Raw genomic sequence first — 16,402 nt, 5'->3', positions numbered from 1 at the left:
AGGTCAAGCACGGAGTCGTCGGCAGCTTCCGCGTCGTCAAGCGCCACTTCAACGAGAAGGACGAGCGCGGCGACTTCGACGACTTCGACGAAGACTGACACCAGCAACACGTCTGACGCGCATGCTGGATGGCGCCGGCCCGCCGCAATCGGGCCGGCGCCCACCAGCCAGGCGCACAACACAGAATCCCGGCCCGTGATCGGGCCGGGATTCTCGTCTGGACCCCGGCCCAAGGACATCCCTCCCCGGAACATCCACACCAGACCATCGTCCGACAGATCACACGCCTCCCACGCCATCCATACCCCAGCGACGACCACCAGTCCACCATCCACGGCGTGACCCGACCCCCTCGTTCCCCCGCCAGGCCGCCAGCCGCTGCCAGACGGTGAGAGTGTCAGGATGCCCCAGACCGCCCACGTGCGTGGAGGCATCGACGAGAGCGGCGCACAGCCACGCCGGCCTCAGCCCCGGCACGGACAGGTCGGCACCTGCTGCCGCCGGAGCGCACAGGAAGCACGTCGAACCCCTAGACAGGTCTGCAGTGCAATCCGGCAGAGCGGACGGATTTCTGGACAACACCGCCGCCGGACTACCAAGTCGACCGAGCACCGCCGCGCCGACCCCGACACCCTCGACATGTGTCACGTCGGCGCGTCCGGGACGGGCACAGCTGCATGTAGCGACGCGATCCGGCACCGATGTTCTCCAATCCCCGTATACGAGTCAGACGCGTGCTGCTGATTGCCCACGGCCACAGCGGACGCTCAGCCGCAGTCGCGGCACATCGTTCGTTGTTGCGCTGAAGTCGGGCCGGGACTCGTGATGCCAGATCCTGGACACGCTACGGTCGGGACCGGCCGACGATGTCGCCGTAGCCCAGCCCGCCACGCGGTCGAGGACCAGCGCGCTCGGGCGACGTGCCGCTGAGGGGCCTGGCCGGGCTGCCGATACCGATACCGATGCCGCGACCGTAGTCGCCCATTCGTCGTCTCGGAACCCTGTCCGTCTCCGCGACGACTGACTCCGCAGCAACTCGCGAGGACGAACCGTCGCCACTGTGCGGATTGTCCCGCGACCAGCTCGGCGTGCTACACCTCGGCCCGCAGATCCTGGGTGCCGAGCACGGCCAGCAGCTCCAGCTTCTCCGCCGTGTCCGTGCCGGACACCGGGGTGAACCACAGCAGGCGTTGACGGCAGTCCTCACTCAGCAGATTGAGGCAGTTCACGTGCAGAATCCCCAGTGAGGGGTGACGGATGCGCTTGCGGTCGGTGCGCCTGATGGCCACCTCGCGCTCCGCCCAGAGGCGGGCGAACTCCTCGCTGCGCTGTTCCAGCTCGCCGATCAGTTGTGAAGACTCCTGATCGCCGGGACTGCGCCGGCCGACGGCCGCACGCAGGTCCGCGACGAGGGTCCGGGAGTGATGCTCGTGATCGTCCTCCGGATACAGGGTGCGGACCCTCGGGTCACCGGTGAACCACTGGTGGATAAAGCTCGCCCCCGGCCCCGTGGCGGGGACGATCGGGCCGAAAAGGGCATCGGCGAGGCGGTTCTGCACCAGCATGACGTGCAGGTCCGTGCAGACGAAGGCCGGCATGGCGGCGAGGCGGTCCAGCAGGTCGAACATGGCTGGATGGACATGTGCCGACGAACCTCCCGAGGGTGGCAGCGACCGGCCCGCGAGGCGGTAGAGGTGGTCACGCTCGTCGCTCGTGAGCCGCAAGGCACGGGCCAGCGCGGTCAGCATCTGCTCCGACGGCTGGGCCCCGCCGCGCTCGATCTCGATGTAGTAGTCGGTCGAGGCCCCGGCCAACATGGCGACCTCGTCGCGACGCAGCCCCGGAACCCTGCGCCGGGGCCCGGCGACCAGACCGACGTCCGAGGGTTGGACACGATCACGCCGGGACCTGACGAACGCACCCAGCTCGGTCAGATTCACCCTTCCAGTATCCGTGCCCGGGCCCACCTCAACCAGGGGGTCCCACCCCCTGGGTAAGCGCCCACTGGTTACCGTCGGCCGGCGGTCCCATGGTGGAGGCGTTACCGAGGAACCACCGACAGAAGGAACACCATGTCCACCACTACGATCGCGCTGGTCACCGGCGGCAACCGCGGCATCGGCCGCTCCATCGTCGAGGCACTCGCCGCCGACGGCAGGGACATCATCCTCACCTACAACTCCCACGAGGACGAGGCGAAGGAGGTCATCGACGCCGTGGCCGCGCGGGGCCGCGTCGCCGAGGCGATCCAGCTCGACACCACGCGACCGGCCGCGTTCCCCGGCTTTGCCGACGCCGTGCGGCAGGCCCTGCGTGCCCGCTGGGACCGCGAGTCCTTCGACATCCTGGTCAACAACGCCGGGTTCGCCCTGCACACCCCCCTGGGCGCCACCGACGAGGAGACCCTGGACCAGCTCTTCGCCGTCCACGTCAAGGGCGTCTTCCTCCTCACCCAGGCCCTCGCAACGGCCCCCGAGGGCACCGCGCCCCTGCTCGCCGACGGCGGCCGGATCATCAACTCCTCGACCGGCCTCGCCCGGTTCGTCACTCCTCCCTACGCCGCGTACGGGGCGGTCAAGGGAGCGGTGGAGGTACTGACCCGTTACTGGGCGGTCGAGCTCGGCGGGCGCGGCATCAGCGTCAACACCATCGCGCCCGGCCCCGTGAACACCGACTTCGACGGCGGCTACCTCCGCGACGAGAACCTCCAGCAGATCTTCAGCGGGCTGACCGCCCAGGGCCGGGTCGCCCACGCAAACGACATCGGCCCGGCCGTGGCAGCCCTGGTGCGCGAGGGCACCAACTGGATCACGGGCCAGCGCATCGAGGCGAGCGGCGGCTTCCGCCTCTGACACCGTGCGCCGCCGGCCGCCGGCCAGGCTCCCCGAGTAGCCCACTCGTCGGCGCAGGGCGACAGTGACGTGTTCACGAGGTCCGGGACTTCCCGGGCCCCGTGGCACCAGCCCCCGCCGCTGCCGTCTTCAACGCAAGGCATGCCTGAGAGATGTGCCGGGCCAGCGGGTTACGGCGACAGTGCTTCGCCACCTTCACCGCGGCCCTGGTCCCTCTGGCGGCGAGGGCCGGCCGGAGCCACAACTGCTCGGGCTCCTGCACGTCGACCAGGTCCTTGCAGTGGGCCGGGGCTTCACGATGCGTGGACATATGCATGCCGGAGAGCAACAGGACGGCCCGCGCGTCGCCCAACCCCCGTCTTTTCCTGGCTGCTTCGGTTCATCTGGACAGGTAGAGGTGGCTCCCACTCACCCTCATGGCTGAGATGGATCTCCAGGCACACCAGGAGATCCATTACTCATCGAGCGCAGTGCTCGGCGAGGTTGGTCCGCAGCGTCTGCCGGCTGATCCCCCGTCCCGGGATCGGGCCGAGCGAGAGAAACGTGACCGATTCCCTGGACGACTTCCCGGACGGCCGGGAGGCGAACCACGCGGTGCCAGCACCCTGGCCGGAACACCGGGCGGCTTGGCGGCCCAGACCTGCTGGGCATAAACGTCGCGGCCCTGGCTGTTCCCCTGCCCAGCGACCTCCCCCGAGGCGGCAACGTGGGCGGTGTGGCAAATTCCTCATAGCCTCGTACGTGCTGCCGATAAACTCCCAGGTAGGCGGCGGGCACCGCCGCCTCGATTCGACGACGTGTCCCGACGCCCCGGTCGGCGGACCGCGGACCGGGGCGTCGTCTGGCCCGATGCCTCATGGCTCAGACGGTGCCGTGAACCTGTAGGCGGGGATGTCCCAGGCCGGACTTCAGGTGCGCGACGTTCGCGAACCGGACAGCCCTTGGGCCCCGTGTGCTCAGAGGCCGGCGGCGCGGACCTGGGCGTGGATGTCGGCCGCGACGTCGAGCAGATCGCTGCAGTCCCGCACCGCGTAGGGCAGGGTGGCGTAGACGTGGCCGACGCCGGCCTCGGCCAGTGCGGCGAAGTACCGTCCGTGCCGCGCGGGCCGGGGCGACCAATGCACCTCGCACCGAGCAATGATCTACCCGGCCGCACTCATTGGGCGGGATCGGACCCGTGCGAGGACAGGCACGATGGGACGAATCGAGAGCGGCCGAGGCCGCGTCACGATCTTCCGGCTGTTGGACGACTGGACCGACAGTTACTGGGTGATGGCGCACCACCGGGACACCTCGGTGACACACCCTCCGGTCCGTTCACCGCAGCCCGGTGAACCACCGCGGAGTCCGCCGTGACTGTCGGTGTCGCCGCGGTGTCCAACTTGTCCTTCGGTTCGAGCGTTGATGGTCATCGGGTCCTCACAGGCCCACCTGATCCACGTCAGCACCCTTTCGGGTCCGGGCAGGGCCGGCCACCTCTCGACATCCTCCCCGTCGAGGGCAACCCGTTCGAGCCCGGGGACCTTCTCATCGTGGCCGCCAACTCACGTGAAGGCCGGGCCGTCCTTTTCCACGCTCCAGCTGTGCCAGCGCTCGACCTCGACCCAGGCGCTGACGCGGGGACGGACCCGGTCGGGGTAGGGCTCGCCCGTGATGTGCAGGGCCATGCGGTCGATGTCCCGCAGGCCCTCGTCCTCGTACATCTCGGTGACCCGGCCGATGAGTGAGACGTGCGTGTACCAGTCGTCGCCGTCGAAGACGGTGAGGGACACGCGCGGGTCGCGGCGCAAGTGCCTCAGACGTACGCGGCTTTCGTCGAGGCTGAGAAGGACCCGGCCGTCCTCCCACAGGTACCCGGTGGCGGCGGAGACAGGTGTGCCGTCCGGGCGCAGGGTGGCCATGACGGCCGTATTCGCACGGCGCAGCATCTCTTGAGCCTCGGCCGGCAGCGGCGGCTTGGGCATACGGGGGCCTCCTCATGTGCGTGCTTCGGAGTCGGCGCGGCTGTCATTGCGCCCCTTCTCCTCCCGGATCAGGCAACCTGCACGCCGCGCAACCCGACCGGTCCCTGCTCGGGACCAAACGTTCTGTCTCGTTACATCGTCAGATCTCCGTGATCCTTTGTCAATACCGAACGTTCTATTTCACACGTCCCACTCGTCGATGACCTCGGGCAGGCTGCGGCCGCCGACCACACCACCCAAGTCGTACACGGTCACCCGTCGTCGACCAGGCCAAGCGCTTCGCGCGCCCTTTCGGCGAATGTCACGAGCTGCATCGAAGAAGCCCCTCCTGACATGTCCAGGGTGAGGCGCCGCTTCCGCGCTGCGCTTCGTCCGCCGGGATGCGGGTGGGGTCCCGGCGAACGGTGTCCGACGCCCCATACCATCCTCCGGCACCGACACGTCGTCGATCGCCCCGGCCGCCGGACCGATCAGCGGCAGCATCCGCTCGACGAGCCGAGCGCTGCATCTGAACGAAATCTCAGGTGGACTCTTGTTCACGAGCTGCTGCACTTGCGTCAAGAAGCAGCGGTGTCCGTGACCGTCAGGGAACCCTGGCGACACCGACGTGGAAGCCGCTGCGCTCGGGGGTCGGCACCGGGTCATCCTGGTACCACTCGGTGGCGAACACCAGCCCCGGCGCGACGAGTTCGAGTCCGTCGAAGAAGGGCTCGACCTCTCTGCGGCTACGCAACCGCAGCGGTATCGCACCCTCCTGGTACGCGGCCTCGATCTTCCCGTTCCACTCCGGGTGCTGGTCGACCGTGCCATGCGACAGGACCAGGAAGCTGCCCGAGGGGAGTGCTTCCACGAGGGTGCGCACGACGCCGTACGGGTCCTCGTCGTCGGGAAGGAAGTGCAGGAGGGCGAGCAGGGACAGGGCGACGGGGCGTTCGAAGTCGAGCTTCTCGCCGGCACGTTCCAGGATGGCTGCGGGCTGCCGCACATCCGCTTGGAGGAAGTCGGTGACTCCCTCCGGGGTGCTGGTCAGGAGTGCTTCCGCGTGAAGCAGGACGCTCAGGTCGTTGTCCGCGTAGACGATCCGGGCGGCGGGCGCGATCGCCTGCACGATCTGGTGCATGTTGGGCTCGGTGGGGATGCCAGAGCCGATGTCGAGGAACTGGTCGACGCCGTTCTTGGCCAGCCAGGCGACCGCGCGGTGCATGAACGCCCGGTTCCGGGCCGCGTTGCCGCGTGTTTCCCCGGGGAGCGCCTGGCCGATCTTCTGGTCGACGAGGTAGTTGTCCTTACCACCCAGCAGCCAGTCGTAGACGCGTGCGGGGTGGGGTTTGCTGGTGTCGACGTAGGGGCGGGGTACACCGGCGCTCACTGGACACTCCTTCGTACGCGAAACCCTCGGGCACAACAGCCGAAGCCCTATCCGCTCCTGTCACGCGGAGTTGACCCCGAGGTCGCCATCGCGCGGCCGCACGGTGGTCGCACTGAGCAGAGCTGGGCCATAGGCGGCGAGCGGGACGCGCCGCGTACACGGATACCCATGGCACGCTCACCTCGGGGAGAACGTTCGTCTTTACATTAGAGATACCCTGCGACCAACTGTCAAGACCGAACGTTCTATGTTGCCTTCCGTCAACCTGACCGAATGTAGCGGCGGTTGCGCCCTACACGCAGCAGCCACCCCAACCCCCACCAATCCGAATGCGACTGCACGACCATGTAGGTGCCTCAAGCAATGACCCTGGAGATGCATGTGGCCACGAATGCCCTGCACGAGGAGTTGGTGCACCAGCTGAGGGCGGCCGCCGATGTGAACGAGCAGGGGCCCGTACGGGCGCAGGGATCTCTTGTCCCTTTCACAGGACATCTTCGGCAAGCTCGAACTCACGCCGCCCCGCTGGCGGTCCGAACGCCACAATCGGCACGAGCGCTACTGATCTTCCCGGAGGGTCAGCTGTTCTGAGTTGAGGTCAGGCGCGTAGCTGGGCAGCTTCCACGTCGCGCGCGGACGAACCGGTGGGTTCCCAGTGCGTGCGCGAACAACATCCGCGTCGGTGACGGCGCCCACCGCTCTCCCCCGTCGTCCGACTCGCAGCTCAGCCGATCTGGAGTGCCGCGTTCGATGGGATGCAGTGCAGGAAACCCACGAGCAGTTCACAGAAGGCCGTGGGCTGCTCCAGTGGCGCGAGGTGTCCTGCTTCCGGGATGACTGTCAGGTCGCCCGCGTCCAGTTCGCGGGCCAGTTCCTCACCTCCCTGGAAAAAGTCGGGCATGTCGTGCGCGCCCACGCCGACCAGGGCCGGTACGGAGAGAGCGCGCAGGATGGCCGGATCCTTGCCGAGAGGGTCTTCGGCGTGTGCAGGCTCGGCGTGGGCGCGCTGTGACTGCAGCTGGTCGCGCATCATGCGGGCCCCGTGCGCTTTGACTTCAGGGGCTGCCGCTTCGGAAATCCACGCTTGGACTCCGGCCCGTACGGCCGCGTCGATGTCGCCGGTGCCGAGCGCTGCCCTTTCCCTGTCCCAGGCCGTCTGGAGACGGGCGGAGGGTGCTTGATCGTGGGGTCGGTAGCCCACCAGGACCAGACCTTCGACCCGTTCACGGGCGGTCACCGCCACTTGGAGGGCCACCAGCGCGCCGAGCGAATTGCCGGCCAGCACGAAACGGTCGATGCCCCGCTGGTCGAGGGTGTCGAGGACGTCCTTCCACGGTGCCGCCTCGTCCCGGTCGTGTACGGCCGCTTCACCGTGACCGGGCAGGTCCAGGGCGATCGCGCGGATGCCGGCCTCGGCGAGCAGGGGCAGATGCGCGTTCCACATGGTCCGATCCGCAGGCCGGGCGTGGAGCAGAACGACTGCCCGCCCCTGGCCCGCCTCATCAGCCGGCAGCAGCATCAATCAAGTCCTTTCGGGAGAAGGTGTACGACGTGGTGTCGCGAGGGGGCGGATGTCATGCGGCCTTGGTGAGTTCGTCGATCTCGTGGGCGCTCAGCTGCAGCTGTGCGGCCGCGATGTTGTCCTCCAGGTGAGCGACCTTGGACGTACCGGGGATGGGCAACATCACCTCGGAGCGGGCCAGCAGCCAGGCGAGCGCGACCTGGGATGAGGTGGCCCCGCGTGCGGCGGCGATACGGTCGACGGGTCCGCCCGGCTTGGCGAGCTCACCGGCGGCCACTGGCGCCCACGGGATGAAGGCGATGCCCTCGCGGGTGCAGTAATCGAGAACGTCGGCGGAACTGCGGTCCGTGAGGTTGTAGCGGTTCTGGACGCTGACGACATCGGCGATCCGACGTGCCTGCTCGATCTGGTCGACGCTCACCTGGGACAGGCCGATGTCGATGACCTTGCCTTCATCCTGGAGCTTCCTCAGTTCCCCGACCTGATCCTCCAGAGGGACCTGCGGGTCGACGCGGTGCAGCTGGAACAGGTCGATGTGGTCCAGGCCGAGGCGCCGCAAGCTCATCTCGGCCTGCTGGCGCAGGTATTCCGGGCGTCCTACGGGCGGCCAGGCCTTGGGACCGAGCCGCACCAGGCCCTGGTCGGTTTTGATCACGTCGGGACCGTTGCGGGTGAGACCGGCCTTGGTGGCGATGAGCACGTCGTCCGGGTAGGGGTGGATGGCTTCCCGGATGATCTCCTCGCTGATGTGAGGGCCGTAGGAGTCCGCGGTGTCGATGAACTGGACGCCGACTTCGATGGCACGGCGGACCACGCGGATGCATTCGTCTCGGTCGTCGGGTTCGCCCCACACGCCGAGTCCGGTGAGCCGCATGGCGCCGAAACCGAGCCGGGCGACCTTCTTTCCGGCGATGTCGAAGCTTCCGGCGGCATGGGCGACGGGGTCAGTCATGAATGCAGGTCTCCTTCCTCTGAAACGGTGTTCCGCGCAGCCCTCTGCTCGGCCAGCCGGCGCAGCAGGACCAGGCCGTCGCTGCTGGCGCTGCCGGGTTCGGCGCTGTAGACCGACAGGTGCTGCCCAGGAGCACTGGTGACAGCCAGCGCCTCGAAGTGCAGATGCAGTTCACCCACCTGCGGGTGGCGGAAGTGCTTGTCCTCCTGCGTGCGGGGACGGATCTCGTAGCGTGCCCACAACGTCGTGAACGCGGGGCTGCGGACGCTGAGTTCTCCGATGACGCGCGCGATGCGCTCGTCATCCGGAAACCGGGCGGACGACGCGCGCAGGTTGTTCACCGCGATACGTGCTGCCTTGTCCCAGTCTCCGTGGAAGTCCCGGGCGTAGGGATCCAGGAAGATCATTCGCAGCAGATTGTCGTAGCGGGCGAAACCGCTGTACAACTCCTGCGCAAGCGCGTTGGCGGCGAGGACGTCCTGGGACGGGCCCACCACGAAAGCAGGCACGTCGCTCATGCTGTCCAGCAGCCGCAGCAGGTGCGGGCTCACAGCCGTGGCCGGGGCCACAGAGGGCGCGAGGGCGGGGAGGCCGAGCCGAAACAGATGCGCGGCCGCGGCGTCGTCCAGGCGCAACGCTCGAGCGATCGCCTGGAGCACCTGCTCGGAGGGATGCCGCTCGCGGCCCTGTTCGAGCCGGATGTAGTAGTCCGTGCTCACCCCGGCAAGCAGCGCAACCTCGTCCCGCCGCAAACCAGGCACCCGGCGCGAACCGTCGTCCGGATACCCGACATCCCCCGGCATGGTCATATCGCGGCGAGCGCGCAGATAGTCACCGAGTTTGTTCTCCTTGTCCACGCCGACCAGGCTAATCAGGTCCACGAGCGACTGAAGGGGTGTGATGCACACACCCAGGCCGGTCCGCGTGAGCAACAGCGCGCCGTACGGCGCATCGGCTGCCCGGCAAGCAACTGACCGGCGCGCATCCTCGGGTGGGTGCAGCACTCCCTCCCGCGTCCGCAGCAGTTCTCCTGACGTCGGTTGCCGCCGTCACCGCCCCCACGCCACAGCGGCTCAGGGGTCACGCGCCGAATCGTCGACCTTCAAGTCCACGTGGGTGCCCGATCCGTAACCGTGCAGCCGCTTGGTCATGTGCATCACCGGCGACCAGGTGAGCTAGGACCTTCACCGGCACCGGCCGCACCGCGTGGCGTTGAACGAAGGCCCGGACAGGCCGGTTGATCAACAAGAGTGACCCCACCGTCGGCCGACGCACGATCCAGCTCCTTACTTTTTGCGACGCAGGAGAATTCTGATGCCCGAAACCTTCGCCAGCGCTGACATCCCAGCCGACGCCGCAACAGTGTGGCGCACCCTTCGTGACTTCAACGGTCTGCCCGCCTGGCAACCGGCTGTCGCGCACAGCGCCCTGCGTGAGCAAGACGCACCTGACCGCGTCGGCAGCGTCCGCAGCCTGCTCATGGCCAACGGAGCAACCGTGGTGGAAACCCTCGTCGCTCTTGATGATCACAGCCGAGTGCCGACGTACGACAGCGTCCGCTCCCCGTACGCCCTGCGGTCCTACCGGGCCACCATGCAGGTTCTGCCGCTGACCGCCACCGGCGAGGCGTTCGTCGGCTGGTCGGTGGTCTTCGACTGCGAGCTGTCCGATGCGGACGAGCTGACAGCCTCCTTCCGCGATGACATCTTCACGGCGGGACTCCGCGCGCTGGCCGAGCACTTCACCGCATCCTGACCGTCGGGAACCCTCCGGATGCCGCCGTCGACCGCACGGACGGGGCGCGGGTCCCCTCGCGAACCCTGTCACCGCCCCGCCAGCCTGGTGACTTCCCCCCGCACGGGGGCGTGCGGCGAGCAGGCGCGTGATGCCTACCTCGTTTGGTATCGCTCAGGTCCGCCCGCGGCGAGGGCAGTTCGACGGAGGGTCCGGGAACGGATCCCACCTGCAGACCGAGCGGCTAGTGACCGCATAGGTTCGCCGGGTTGGTGGTCGTGGCGGTTGGATGTGCGGTGACGTCCGATCCGACCGCTGGAGGCGCGGTGGCCGAGCCTGTCCGTGTGCGCAGACTGACCGACCAGGAGGGGCCGCGGCTGCAGCAGATCGTGCGCCGGGGTAGCGCGAGTTCATTGGGGTGGCCGACCCGCTCTCGCCGCATGATCAGGCAACCTGGCGAACGTCCCCGGTCACGGCGCCGCCTCTGCCGCGGATCTGTCTGGGCTACTTGACCAGCCGGAAGGCGGGGTGTCCGACCCAGGCCCGCAGGAACTCCGCCGTTCCCAGCGCCATCCAGTCGTCGTCCGCGATCCCCAGCACCCCCGGAAGGCCGGCGACGACCGACGCCTGTCCGTCCAGCAGCTCGGCTTTGGCCACGCCCCCGATGACGTCCATGACAGCGGCGGTCAGCAGGGCCGTGGCCACATGGTCGATCTCGCGATTGCAGCCGGCGCTGACATTGACGGCATGGGTCGGCCTGAAGCCGAGGACGGCCTCCACCTCGGGCTCGTCCGCGTGCTCAGCCTCGAAGATGCTCTCGTCACCGGCACCCGGCCCCATCAAGTAGACAAGGAAGGGCCGACGCCAGTCCTCGCGCTGCGGATTGAATCCCACCAGGGCCGTGAGCTCCTCGTCCGCGGAGGTGTTGCCGAGGAGCGGAAGCGGGAACGGCTTTCGCCAGTCCTTCTCCCGCCTGTCCTCGACGCCCAGTCGCTCTGTGGGCACATTGACGTCGAAGAACCCGGGCCGCTTCTCGTCGAAGTGGGAGGAGAGCCCCACCGGGGAGAGCGGCTCCGCCAAATCGATCACCAACGTCGGACCAGACATGCTGGGAGCCTAGACGCCGGCGGCGGTTTCCTCCCCCGTTGGTTGCGGCGACCTGGGACAGATGGGCGGCGAGGGCATGCGGTCCGCCACCGCTATATACCCCAGGTACCTACCGCAGCGTACGCCCCAGCGTGGGCCTGCACTCAGCTCGACCGCTGGGCCGGGAACCGGCTCAGTCTTGTCAATGATGAGCACCCCGTCAGCTCCGGCCTCGTCATGCCACCGGAGGAAGAGTCCTCCCCGATCCTTGAGGGGGCTGTGCGTGGGGTGGGACGACGCCGGGCGGGTACGGGTTGACGTTGTTGTCGGGTCTCCCGCTATTAGCTCAGAACAGCGCCAAGCCCTCGCCGCTGGTGTCCGCAATGACTGGCCGGAAGCGGGCGGGGAGGCCGTCCAGGCGGTCGGGTCCCGCCGCGGCGGCCACGGCAGGGGCGGTCTCGGCCAGCCAGGTGCTAAACCGCTCGGCGGCTTCGCGGTAGGGGACTCGCGCCAGGACACGGTGCTCGCCGGAGGGGCAGAAGTCGACGGCGACAGTGAGCAGACAGGAACCGGGCGCGCTGTGACTGCCCGTCCAGGACACGCGCAGCACACCGCAAGGTTTGCGTCCGCGGGAGCCGTGAGGGGCTCGGTGGGTCGGGCGCAGTGACCGGCAGGCTATGAAGGCGGTCCAGGCAGCGAGGTGTGGCAGCGGCAGGGTGGTGCGGGCGCGGCAGCCGGGGCAGCGGTGCCAGTGGCGGAGCCAGTCGGCGGTGTGGGTGTTAAAGAGGCGTGTGTAGTGGTTCGCCACGCGGATGTCGTTGCTGTACAGGTGGTCGGGCCGTTCTTGTGTGTTGCAGGAGTGGCAGACGGGGGCGCGGACGTAGCCGTGTTCGTGGCAGTGGTCGAGTACGGTGGCGGGTGCGGTGCAGCAGACCGCGCAAGTCCACCCAGCCACCTTGCGGGAGGTGCCGGGTTTCCTGCTGAGTGCCGAGTACAGGTGGCCTTGCAGTTCCCCGTTGTACGGGCGCAGTGGGCCGGTCGGGCAGTCGGGGCTCGTCGTCTGCCGACTGTCGAGGGCTTGGGCCTGCCGGTGGTGGGAGGGCGGCTCGGTGACGACTGCGCTTGCCTGGCAGGTCCGCGCGGCTCGCAGCCACTGCGTTTCGGAGTGCTCGGCCGCGTCCAGCAGCCTGACCACGGCGCGCGGCAGCCACCATGTCCGCGCCGTCCGGTCGCGGGTTTGCTGCACGAGTATCCGCCGCCAGTCGATCCCCGCCAGATGGTACGGCCGGGCGCCTTCACGTGCTGCCCGCTCGGGGCCGCCCAGCTCCTGCAATTCCCAGGCGATGCGCTGGCGCCATCGCAGCGGCGTTCCCTCCGTGTGCTCCTGCTTCGGCGCGCCACGGAACGGACCGATGCGGACCAGGTCCTGGCGGTCCATCTCAACCGCGTTCAGTTCCGCTGCCGCCCGGCGCACCTCAATCTCCGGAACACTCCACTGACTGCTGCTTGTCTTCACCGTCGGCACCACACGGTCGCTGAGCAGGACGTATCCCACCCGGGCATTGGCAGGAAAGGAGGTGAACGCCGCAGAAGCCGTCGGCACAGCGCTGTCGGTCGTCAAGTCGGCCCACAGAGTGCCCGCGGCGACCAGAGTGATCAGGCCGCCCGTGCGGCCTGGGGTGACACGCTCTGACATACCGACAGGCTAACGGCCGACAGGGTGGCGGGTCAGCCAACCAGTCGCCTCGCGGACCTTGTCCTTCTTCCCAGGGCGTTCCCACTGGGTGTCGATGTACTTCTCCACCGTCGCCGCGCTCACCGCGCCGACCGAGGCGGCGAAGTACGACGACGACCACAAGGTGGGCATCCGTGACCTCAGGTGCGGGAACTCCGAGCGGAGCACGCGGGAGGTGAAGCCCTTGAACTGGTTCGCCACATACGAGGCCGACGACTTCGGGTCGTGCTTGACGAACAGGTGCACCTGGTCCGGCACCACCTCAAGGGCGACGATCTCCCACCCGCGCTCGTCCGCCTTCTGGCGGATCAGCTCGTCCAGGCGTTCCGCGACCCTGCCGCCCCGGACCGGACGGCGGTACTTAGGGCACCACACCACGTGGCGCCCGAGATGGTACACACCGCCGGAGAACCGGCGAACCCTCCCGGTCACAGCCAAGCGATCACACACACGCAGCAAGTCTAGTGCAGCAGAAAACCGGTACAGGTGAACAGTACAGATCCATGCACCGAGTTGACGCCAGAACAGCCCAAAGAAGCGATTCCCCACCCCGCTAAAGCGGGGCGTCCCCTCGCTAGATCGTTGATGGGAGGCGTTCGACGACGACGACGGCAGCGTCGTCATCGATGTGTCCCCCCGCGTGGGCGAGCAGGTCCTTGCGGACGTACTGGACGAGGCGGTCCGGACCGCCGTTTCCGTCCCAAGCGGCGACCCGCTCGGCCAGCGGGTAGAAGGTCCCGTCAGGACTGCGTGTTTCTGTGACTCCGTCGGTGTACAGGAGCAGGGCATCGCCGGGCTGGAAGCCGAAGGTGTCGACCACGTACTGATCCCCGGAGGGTGTGGTCATTCCCAGCGGAAGTCCTGGACTGCGCGCTTCCAGAGGGCTGACTTTGCCGTCGCGCAGCAGCAAGGGTGGCGGATGGCCACAGGTGACCATCTCCATCAGGCCGACGTCGTCGGGTATATCAAGCACCACAGCAGTCACAAAGGACTCGGGGGCCTCGGGATCGTCGTTGGTGTGGCGGGCCCAGTGCCAGTGCATGGTGTTCCCCAAGTGGATCACCATGCGTCGCAGCGAGAGGTCGCGGTAGGCGGAGCTGTGGAAAGCCCCGAGCAGAAGGGAGGTGTCCTTGATGGCGGGCAGTCCCTTACCACGGACGTCGCCGACGATCAGCCGGGTCGAGCCCTTGTGGCACACAGTCGCGTACAGGTCACCGCCGATCTGCGCCTCCTCCTCGGCGGCGATGTAATCGGTGGCGATGCGCAACGGCCCGGAGCGCCGGGGCAGGGGCTGCATCAAGACCTCCTGAGCGGCCGTCGCCACTGAGCGCGCCCGAGCGAGCTGCCACAGGTATCGGCCGCGTAGGTAGCGGAAGGCGACCAGGAACCCGGAGACCACGGCGATGCCGATGACCTGTGCACGGATTCCCGGGGTGAAGGCCTCGCCCTGCAAGGTCGGGCTCAGAGCCTGGCCGGCCACAGCCAGGATCCCGATGAGCCCGGTGAGAAGCGGCCCGGCGAACGACGCAGTGATGGCGGGCGCGACGACCAGCAGCGGACCGAGCTGGGCGCCCGGATCGGTCACCACATCCGCAATCATGATCACAGCGATCAAGCCGAGGGGAAGCACGATTAGCGCATGACTCACCCGCACGGACTGGCGAATATCCGACATAAACCGCTTTATGAGCACACCGGTCATGTTGGCATCCGGCCGACCATGGTGAACAGCACCCCCTCATGTGTTCTAAGACACAGACTCCGCCTGTAGTACTCCCGAAACTCGGTCACGGGCCCGGACCTGCGATGATGGGGGGACCGTGCTGATTCGGCTGATCTAACGGTTCGCCGCCGCGGTACTGTCCTGGCTGGTGCTACTGGCCAGACCATCGGCTCCGAAGGACGCCGAGACACCGGTACTGCGCCAAGAGGTCGCAGTCTTGCTGCGTGCCAACCCGAAGCCGCGGCTCGAATGGATCGACCGGGCGGTGCTCGCGGCGTTGTCCAGGATGCTGCCGAAAGCGTTGCGACTGCACCGGATCGTCACCCCGAGCACGCTGCTGCGCTGGCACCGCCGCATGGTGGTCAAGAAGTGGACCCACCCAGCCTCGGTCACCGGGACGTCCGCCGCTCGACGACGGGCTCGTAGAGCTGATCGTCCGCCTCGCCACCGAGAACCGGACCTGGGGCGTGGTCCGGATCCAGGGCGAACTGCGCCACCTGGAGCATCGCCTCGGGGCGGGCACGATCCGAAGAATCCTGCGCGGCCGCCGGATCCCCCGCCGACCGCACGCGATGACCGGTGGAGGTCAGCGCGGGCGTCGGAAGTGTGGCAGAAGGCGCCGTTCGTCGAACGGTCCTGGGTAACAGGCTTGGAGTCTGTTACCCAGGAACTCCGGCTCGTATGGACGGCTCCCTCGTGCCGGGCGGTCGCCCGGTCACGACCACTGTGCGGCTTTCCCAAAGGTGAGGTTCAAGCGCACGCCGGACAGGGCGACGGTTCCGCAAGCGGGACACAACGCCAACTGGCCCAGCTGTCTCCGGCCGGCAACCAGCACGACCGCGGTGCCCCGGTCAACCCCCGAAGGGCTTCCGGAGCCGACCATTTAGGTGCTGTGGCGTTCGGCAAGTGGTCCAACGCCGAGATCTTCGCGCATGAGCTTGCGCATCTTGGCGGCTGCTTTGCCGCGTGCCTCCCAGCGCGCGTGATCCTCCGGACTGCTGACAGCAGCTCCGTCGATGTAGCCGTCGCAGATGCGTCGCAGGCAGTGGAACACGCTGTTGGAGGCGCTGACGACGGGTTCGGGCGCGATGAGCCACATCCGTTCGGACGCGATGGCGATGCCTGATTCCCGAAAGGCTTCGCGCAGCGCAAGCGCCCGCTCGTCGTCAGAAGGGTGGTCTCGCCCGGCCAAGGCCCGCAGGGTCTCACCGAGGACCTTCACGGTGGTGGTGTACTGCGTGTAGATGTCGAGCCGCAGCCGAAGAGCTTCCTTGGCATCCTCGCGCTTCCACCGATTCCGATCCGCGATGACAGTAGCGACGATACCGATCGCGGCCCCGGCCAGGGTGGAGAGCAGTGGCAACCAATCCATGCGGGCCAGCTTGCGCCATACCGCTGCGGCGGCACCAGGTGGGCTTCGAGGCGGCACCTGTGCGGCTGGCCTGTGGTACTCGTTGGTCTAGGC

Annotated in this window: 16 protein-coding genes; 2 read left to right on the top strand and 14 right to left on the bottom strand. The window is 68.0% G+C overall.

The annotated features are described in order from the left end of the window. Positions 1-1,091: 1,091 nt before the first annotated feature. On the bottom strand, positions 1,092-1,940 hold the full coding sequence (locus IEZ19_RS40855) for a helix-turn-helix domain-containing protein (RefSeq protein ID WP_189316458.1): 849 nt from the start codon (positions 1,938-1,940) through the stop codon (positions 1,092-1,094). 132 nt (positions 1,941-2,072) lie between these two features. On the opposite strand from IEZ19_RS40855, the gene IEZ19_RS40850 reads away from it, so the two are divergent. After that, the gene (locus tag IEZ19_RS40850) at positions 2,073-2,852 is read left to right on the top strand and encodes an SDR family NAD(P)-dependent oxidoreductase (RefSeq protein ID WP_189316457.1); all 780 of its coding nucleotides are present in this window, start codon (positions 2,073-2,075) and stop codon (positions 2,850-2,852) included. 956 nt (positions 2,853-3,808) lie between these two features. Here IEZ19_RS40850 and IEZ19_RS40845 read toward each other — a convergent pair. From IEZ19_RS40845 to IEZ19_RS40815, 7 genes are all read right to left on the bottom strand, one after another. Next, positions 3,809-3,976, bottom strand: coding sequence for a hypothetical protein (locus IEZ19_RS40845; RefSeq protein WP_189316456.1), 168 nt, complete (start codon positions 3,974-3,976; stop codon positions 3,809-3,811). A gap of 420 nt (positions 3,977-4,396) precedes the next feature. Beyond that, on the bottom strand, positions 4,397-4,816 hold the full coding sequence (locus IEZ19_RS40840; RefSeq protein ID WP_189316455.1) for a PPOX class F420-dependent oxidoreductase: 420 nt from the start codon (positions 4,814-4,816) through the stop codon (positions 4,397-4,399). Between the two features lie 180 nt (positions 4,817-4,996). Further along, positions 4,997-5,377, bottom strand: a complete 381-nt coding sequence (locus IEZ19_RS40835; protein ID WP_189316454.1) for a hypothetical protein — start codon at positions 5,375-5,377, stop codon at positions 4,997-4,999. A gap of 22 nt (positions 5,378-5,399) precedes the next feature. Further along, positions 5,400-6,185 carry an SAM-dependent methyltransferase gene (locus IEZ19_RS40830; RefSeq protein ID WP_189316453.1) on the bottom strand — a complete coding sequence of 262 codons (786 nt, stop codon included), beginning with the start codon at positions 6,183-6,185 and terminating at the stop codon, positions 5,400-5,402. Between the two features lie 724 nt (positions 6,186-6,909). Further along, on the bottom strand, positions 6,910-7,704 hold the full coding sequence (locus IEZ19_RS40825; RefSeq protein ID WP_189316452.1) for an alpha/beta fold hydrolase: 795 nt from the start codon (positions 7,702-7,704) through the stop codon (positions 6,910-6,912). 55 nt (positions 7,705-7,759) lie between these two features. Then, on the bottom strand, positions 7,760-8,659 hold the full coding sequence (locus IEZ19_RS40820; protein ID WP_189316451.1) for an aldo/keto reductase: 900 nt from the start codon (positions 8,657-8,659) through the stop codon (positions 7,760-7,762). Then, the gene (locus tag IEZ19_RS40815; protein WP_189316450.1) at positions 8,656-9,516 is read right to left on the bottom strand and encodes a helix-turn-helix domain-containing protein; all 861 of its coding nucleotides are present in this window, start codon (positions 9,514-9,516) and stop codon (positions 8,656-8,658) included. The genes IEZ19_RS40820 and IEZ19_RS40815 overlap by 4 nt, the downstream gene beginning before the upstream one ends. 457 nt (positions 9,517-9,973) lie before the next feature. Between IEZ19_RS40815 and IEZ19_RS40810 the strand changes: the two genes are divergently transcribed. Beyond that, entirely contained in the window at positions 9,974-10,414 is a 441-nt protein-coding gene (locus IEZ19_RS40810; RefSeq protein WP_189316449.1) for an SRPBCC family protein, read from the top strand. A 483-nt stretch (positions 10,415-10,897) separates the two neighbouring features. Here IEZ19_RS40810 and IEZ19_RS40805 read toward each other — a convergent pair whose 3' ends face one another. The 6 genes from IEZ19_RS40805 to IEZ19_RS40780 form a co-directional block, all read right to left on the bottom strand. Then, a complete protein-coding gene (locus tag IEZ19_RS40805; protein WP_189316448.1) occupies positions 10,898-11,500 on the bottom strand; it encodes a DUF6368 family protein in 603 nt (200 codons plus the stop codon). A gap of 325 nt (positions 11,501-11,825) precedes the next feature. Next, positions 11,826-13,175 carry an endonuclease domain-containing protein gene (locus tag IEZ19_RS40800; protein WP_189316447.1) on the bottom strand — a complete coding sequence of 450 codons (1,350 nt, stop codon included), beginning with the start codon at positions 13,173-13,175 and terminating at the stop codon, positions 11,826-11,828. 9 nt (positions 13,176-13,184) lie between these two features. Next, on the bottom strand, positions 13,185-13,652 hold the full coding sequence (gene tnpA / locus IEZ19_RS40795; RefSeq protein WP_373297132.1) for an IS200/IS605 family transposase: 468 nt from the start codon (positions 13,650-13,652) through the stop codon (positions 13,185-13,187). A gap of 136 nt (positions 13,653-13,788) precedes the next feature. Then, a complete protein-coding gene (locus IEZ19_RS40790; RefSeq protein WP_229841398.1) occupies positions 13,789-14,814 on the bottom strand; it encodes a PP2C family protein-serine/threonine phosphatase in 1,026 nt (341 codons plus the stop codon). Positions 14,815-15,326: 512 nt separating this feature from the next. Then, positions 15,327-15,506, bottom strand: coding sequence for a hypothetical protein (locus tag IEZ19_RS40785; protein ID WP_189316444.1), 180 nt, complete (start codon positions 15,504-15,506; stop codon positions 15,327-15,329). Between the two features lie 314 nt (positions 15,507-15,820). Then, positions 15,821-16,309: a hypothetical protein gene (locus IEZ19_RS40780; protein ID WP_229841396.1), complete on the bottom strand. Its 489-nt coding sequence runs from the start codon at positions 16,307-16,309 to the stop codon at positions 15,821-15,823. Positions 16,310-16,402 lie beyond the last annotated feature (93 nt).

Source organism: Streptomyces brasiliensis (assembly GCF_014647875.1).
GTDB classification, from domain to species: Bacteria; Actinomycetota; Actinomycetes; order Streptomycetales; family Streptomycetaceae; genus Streptomyces; species Streptomyces brasiliensis.
This window is presented reverse-complemented; position numbering and strand designations above follow the sequence as displayed.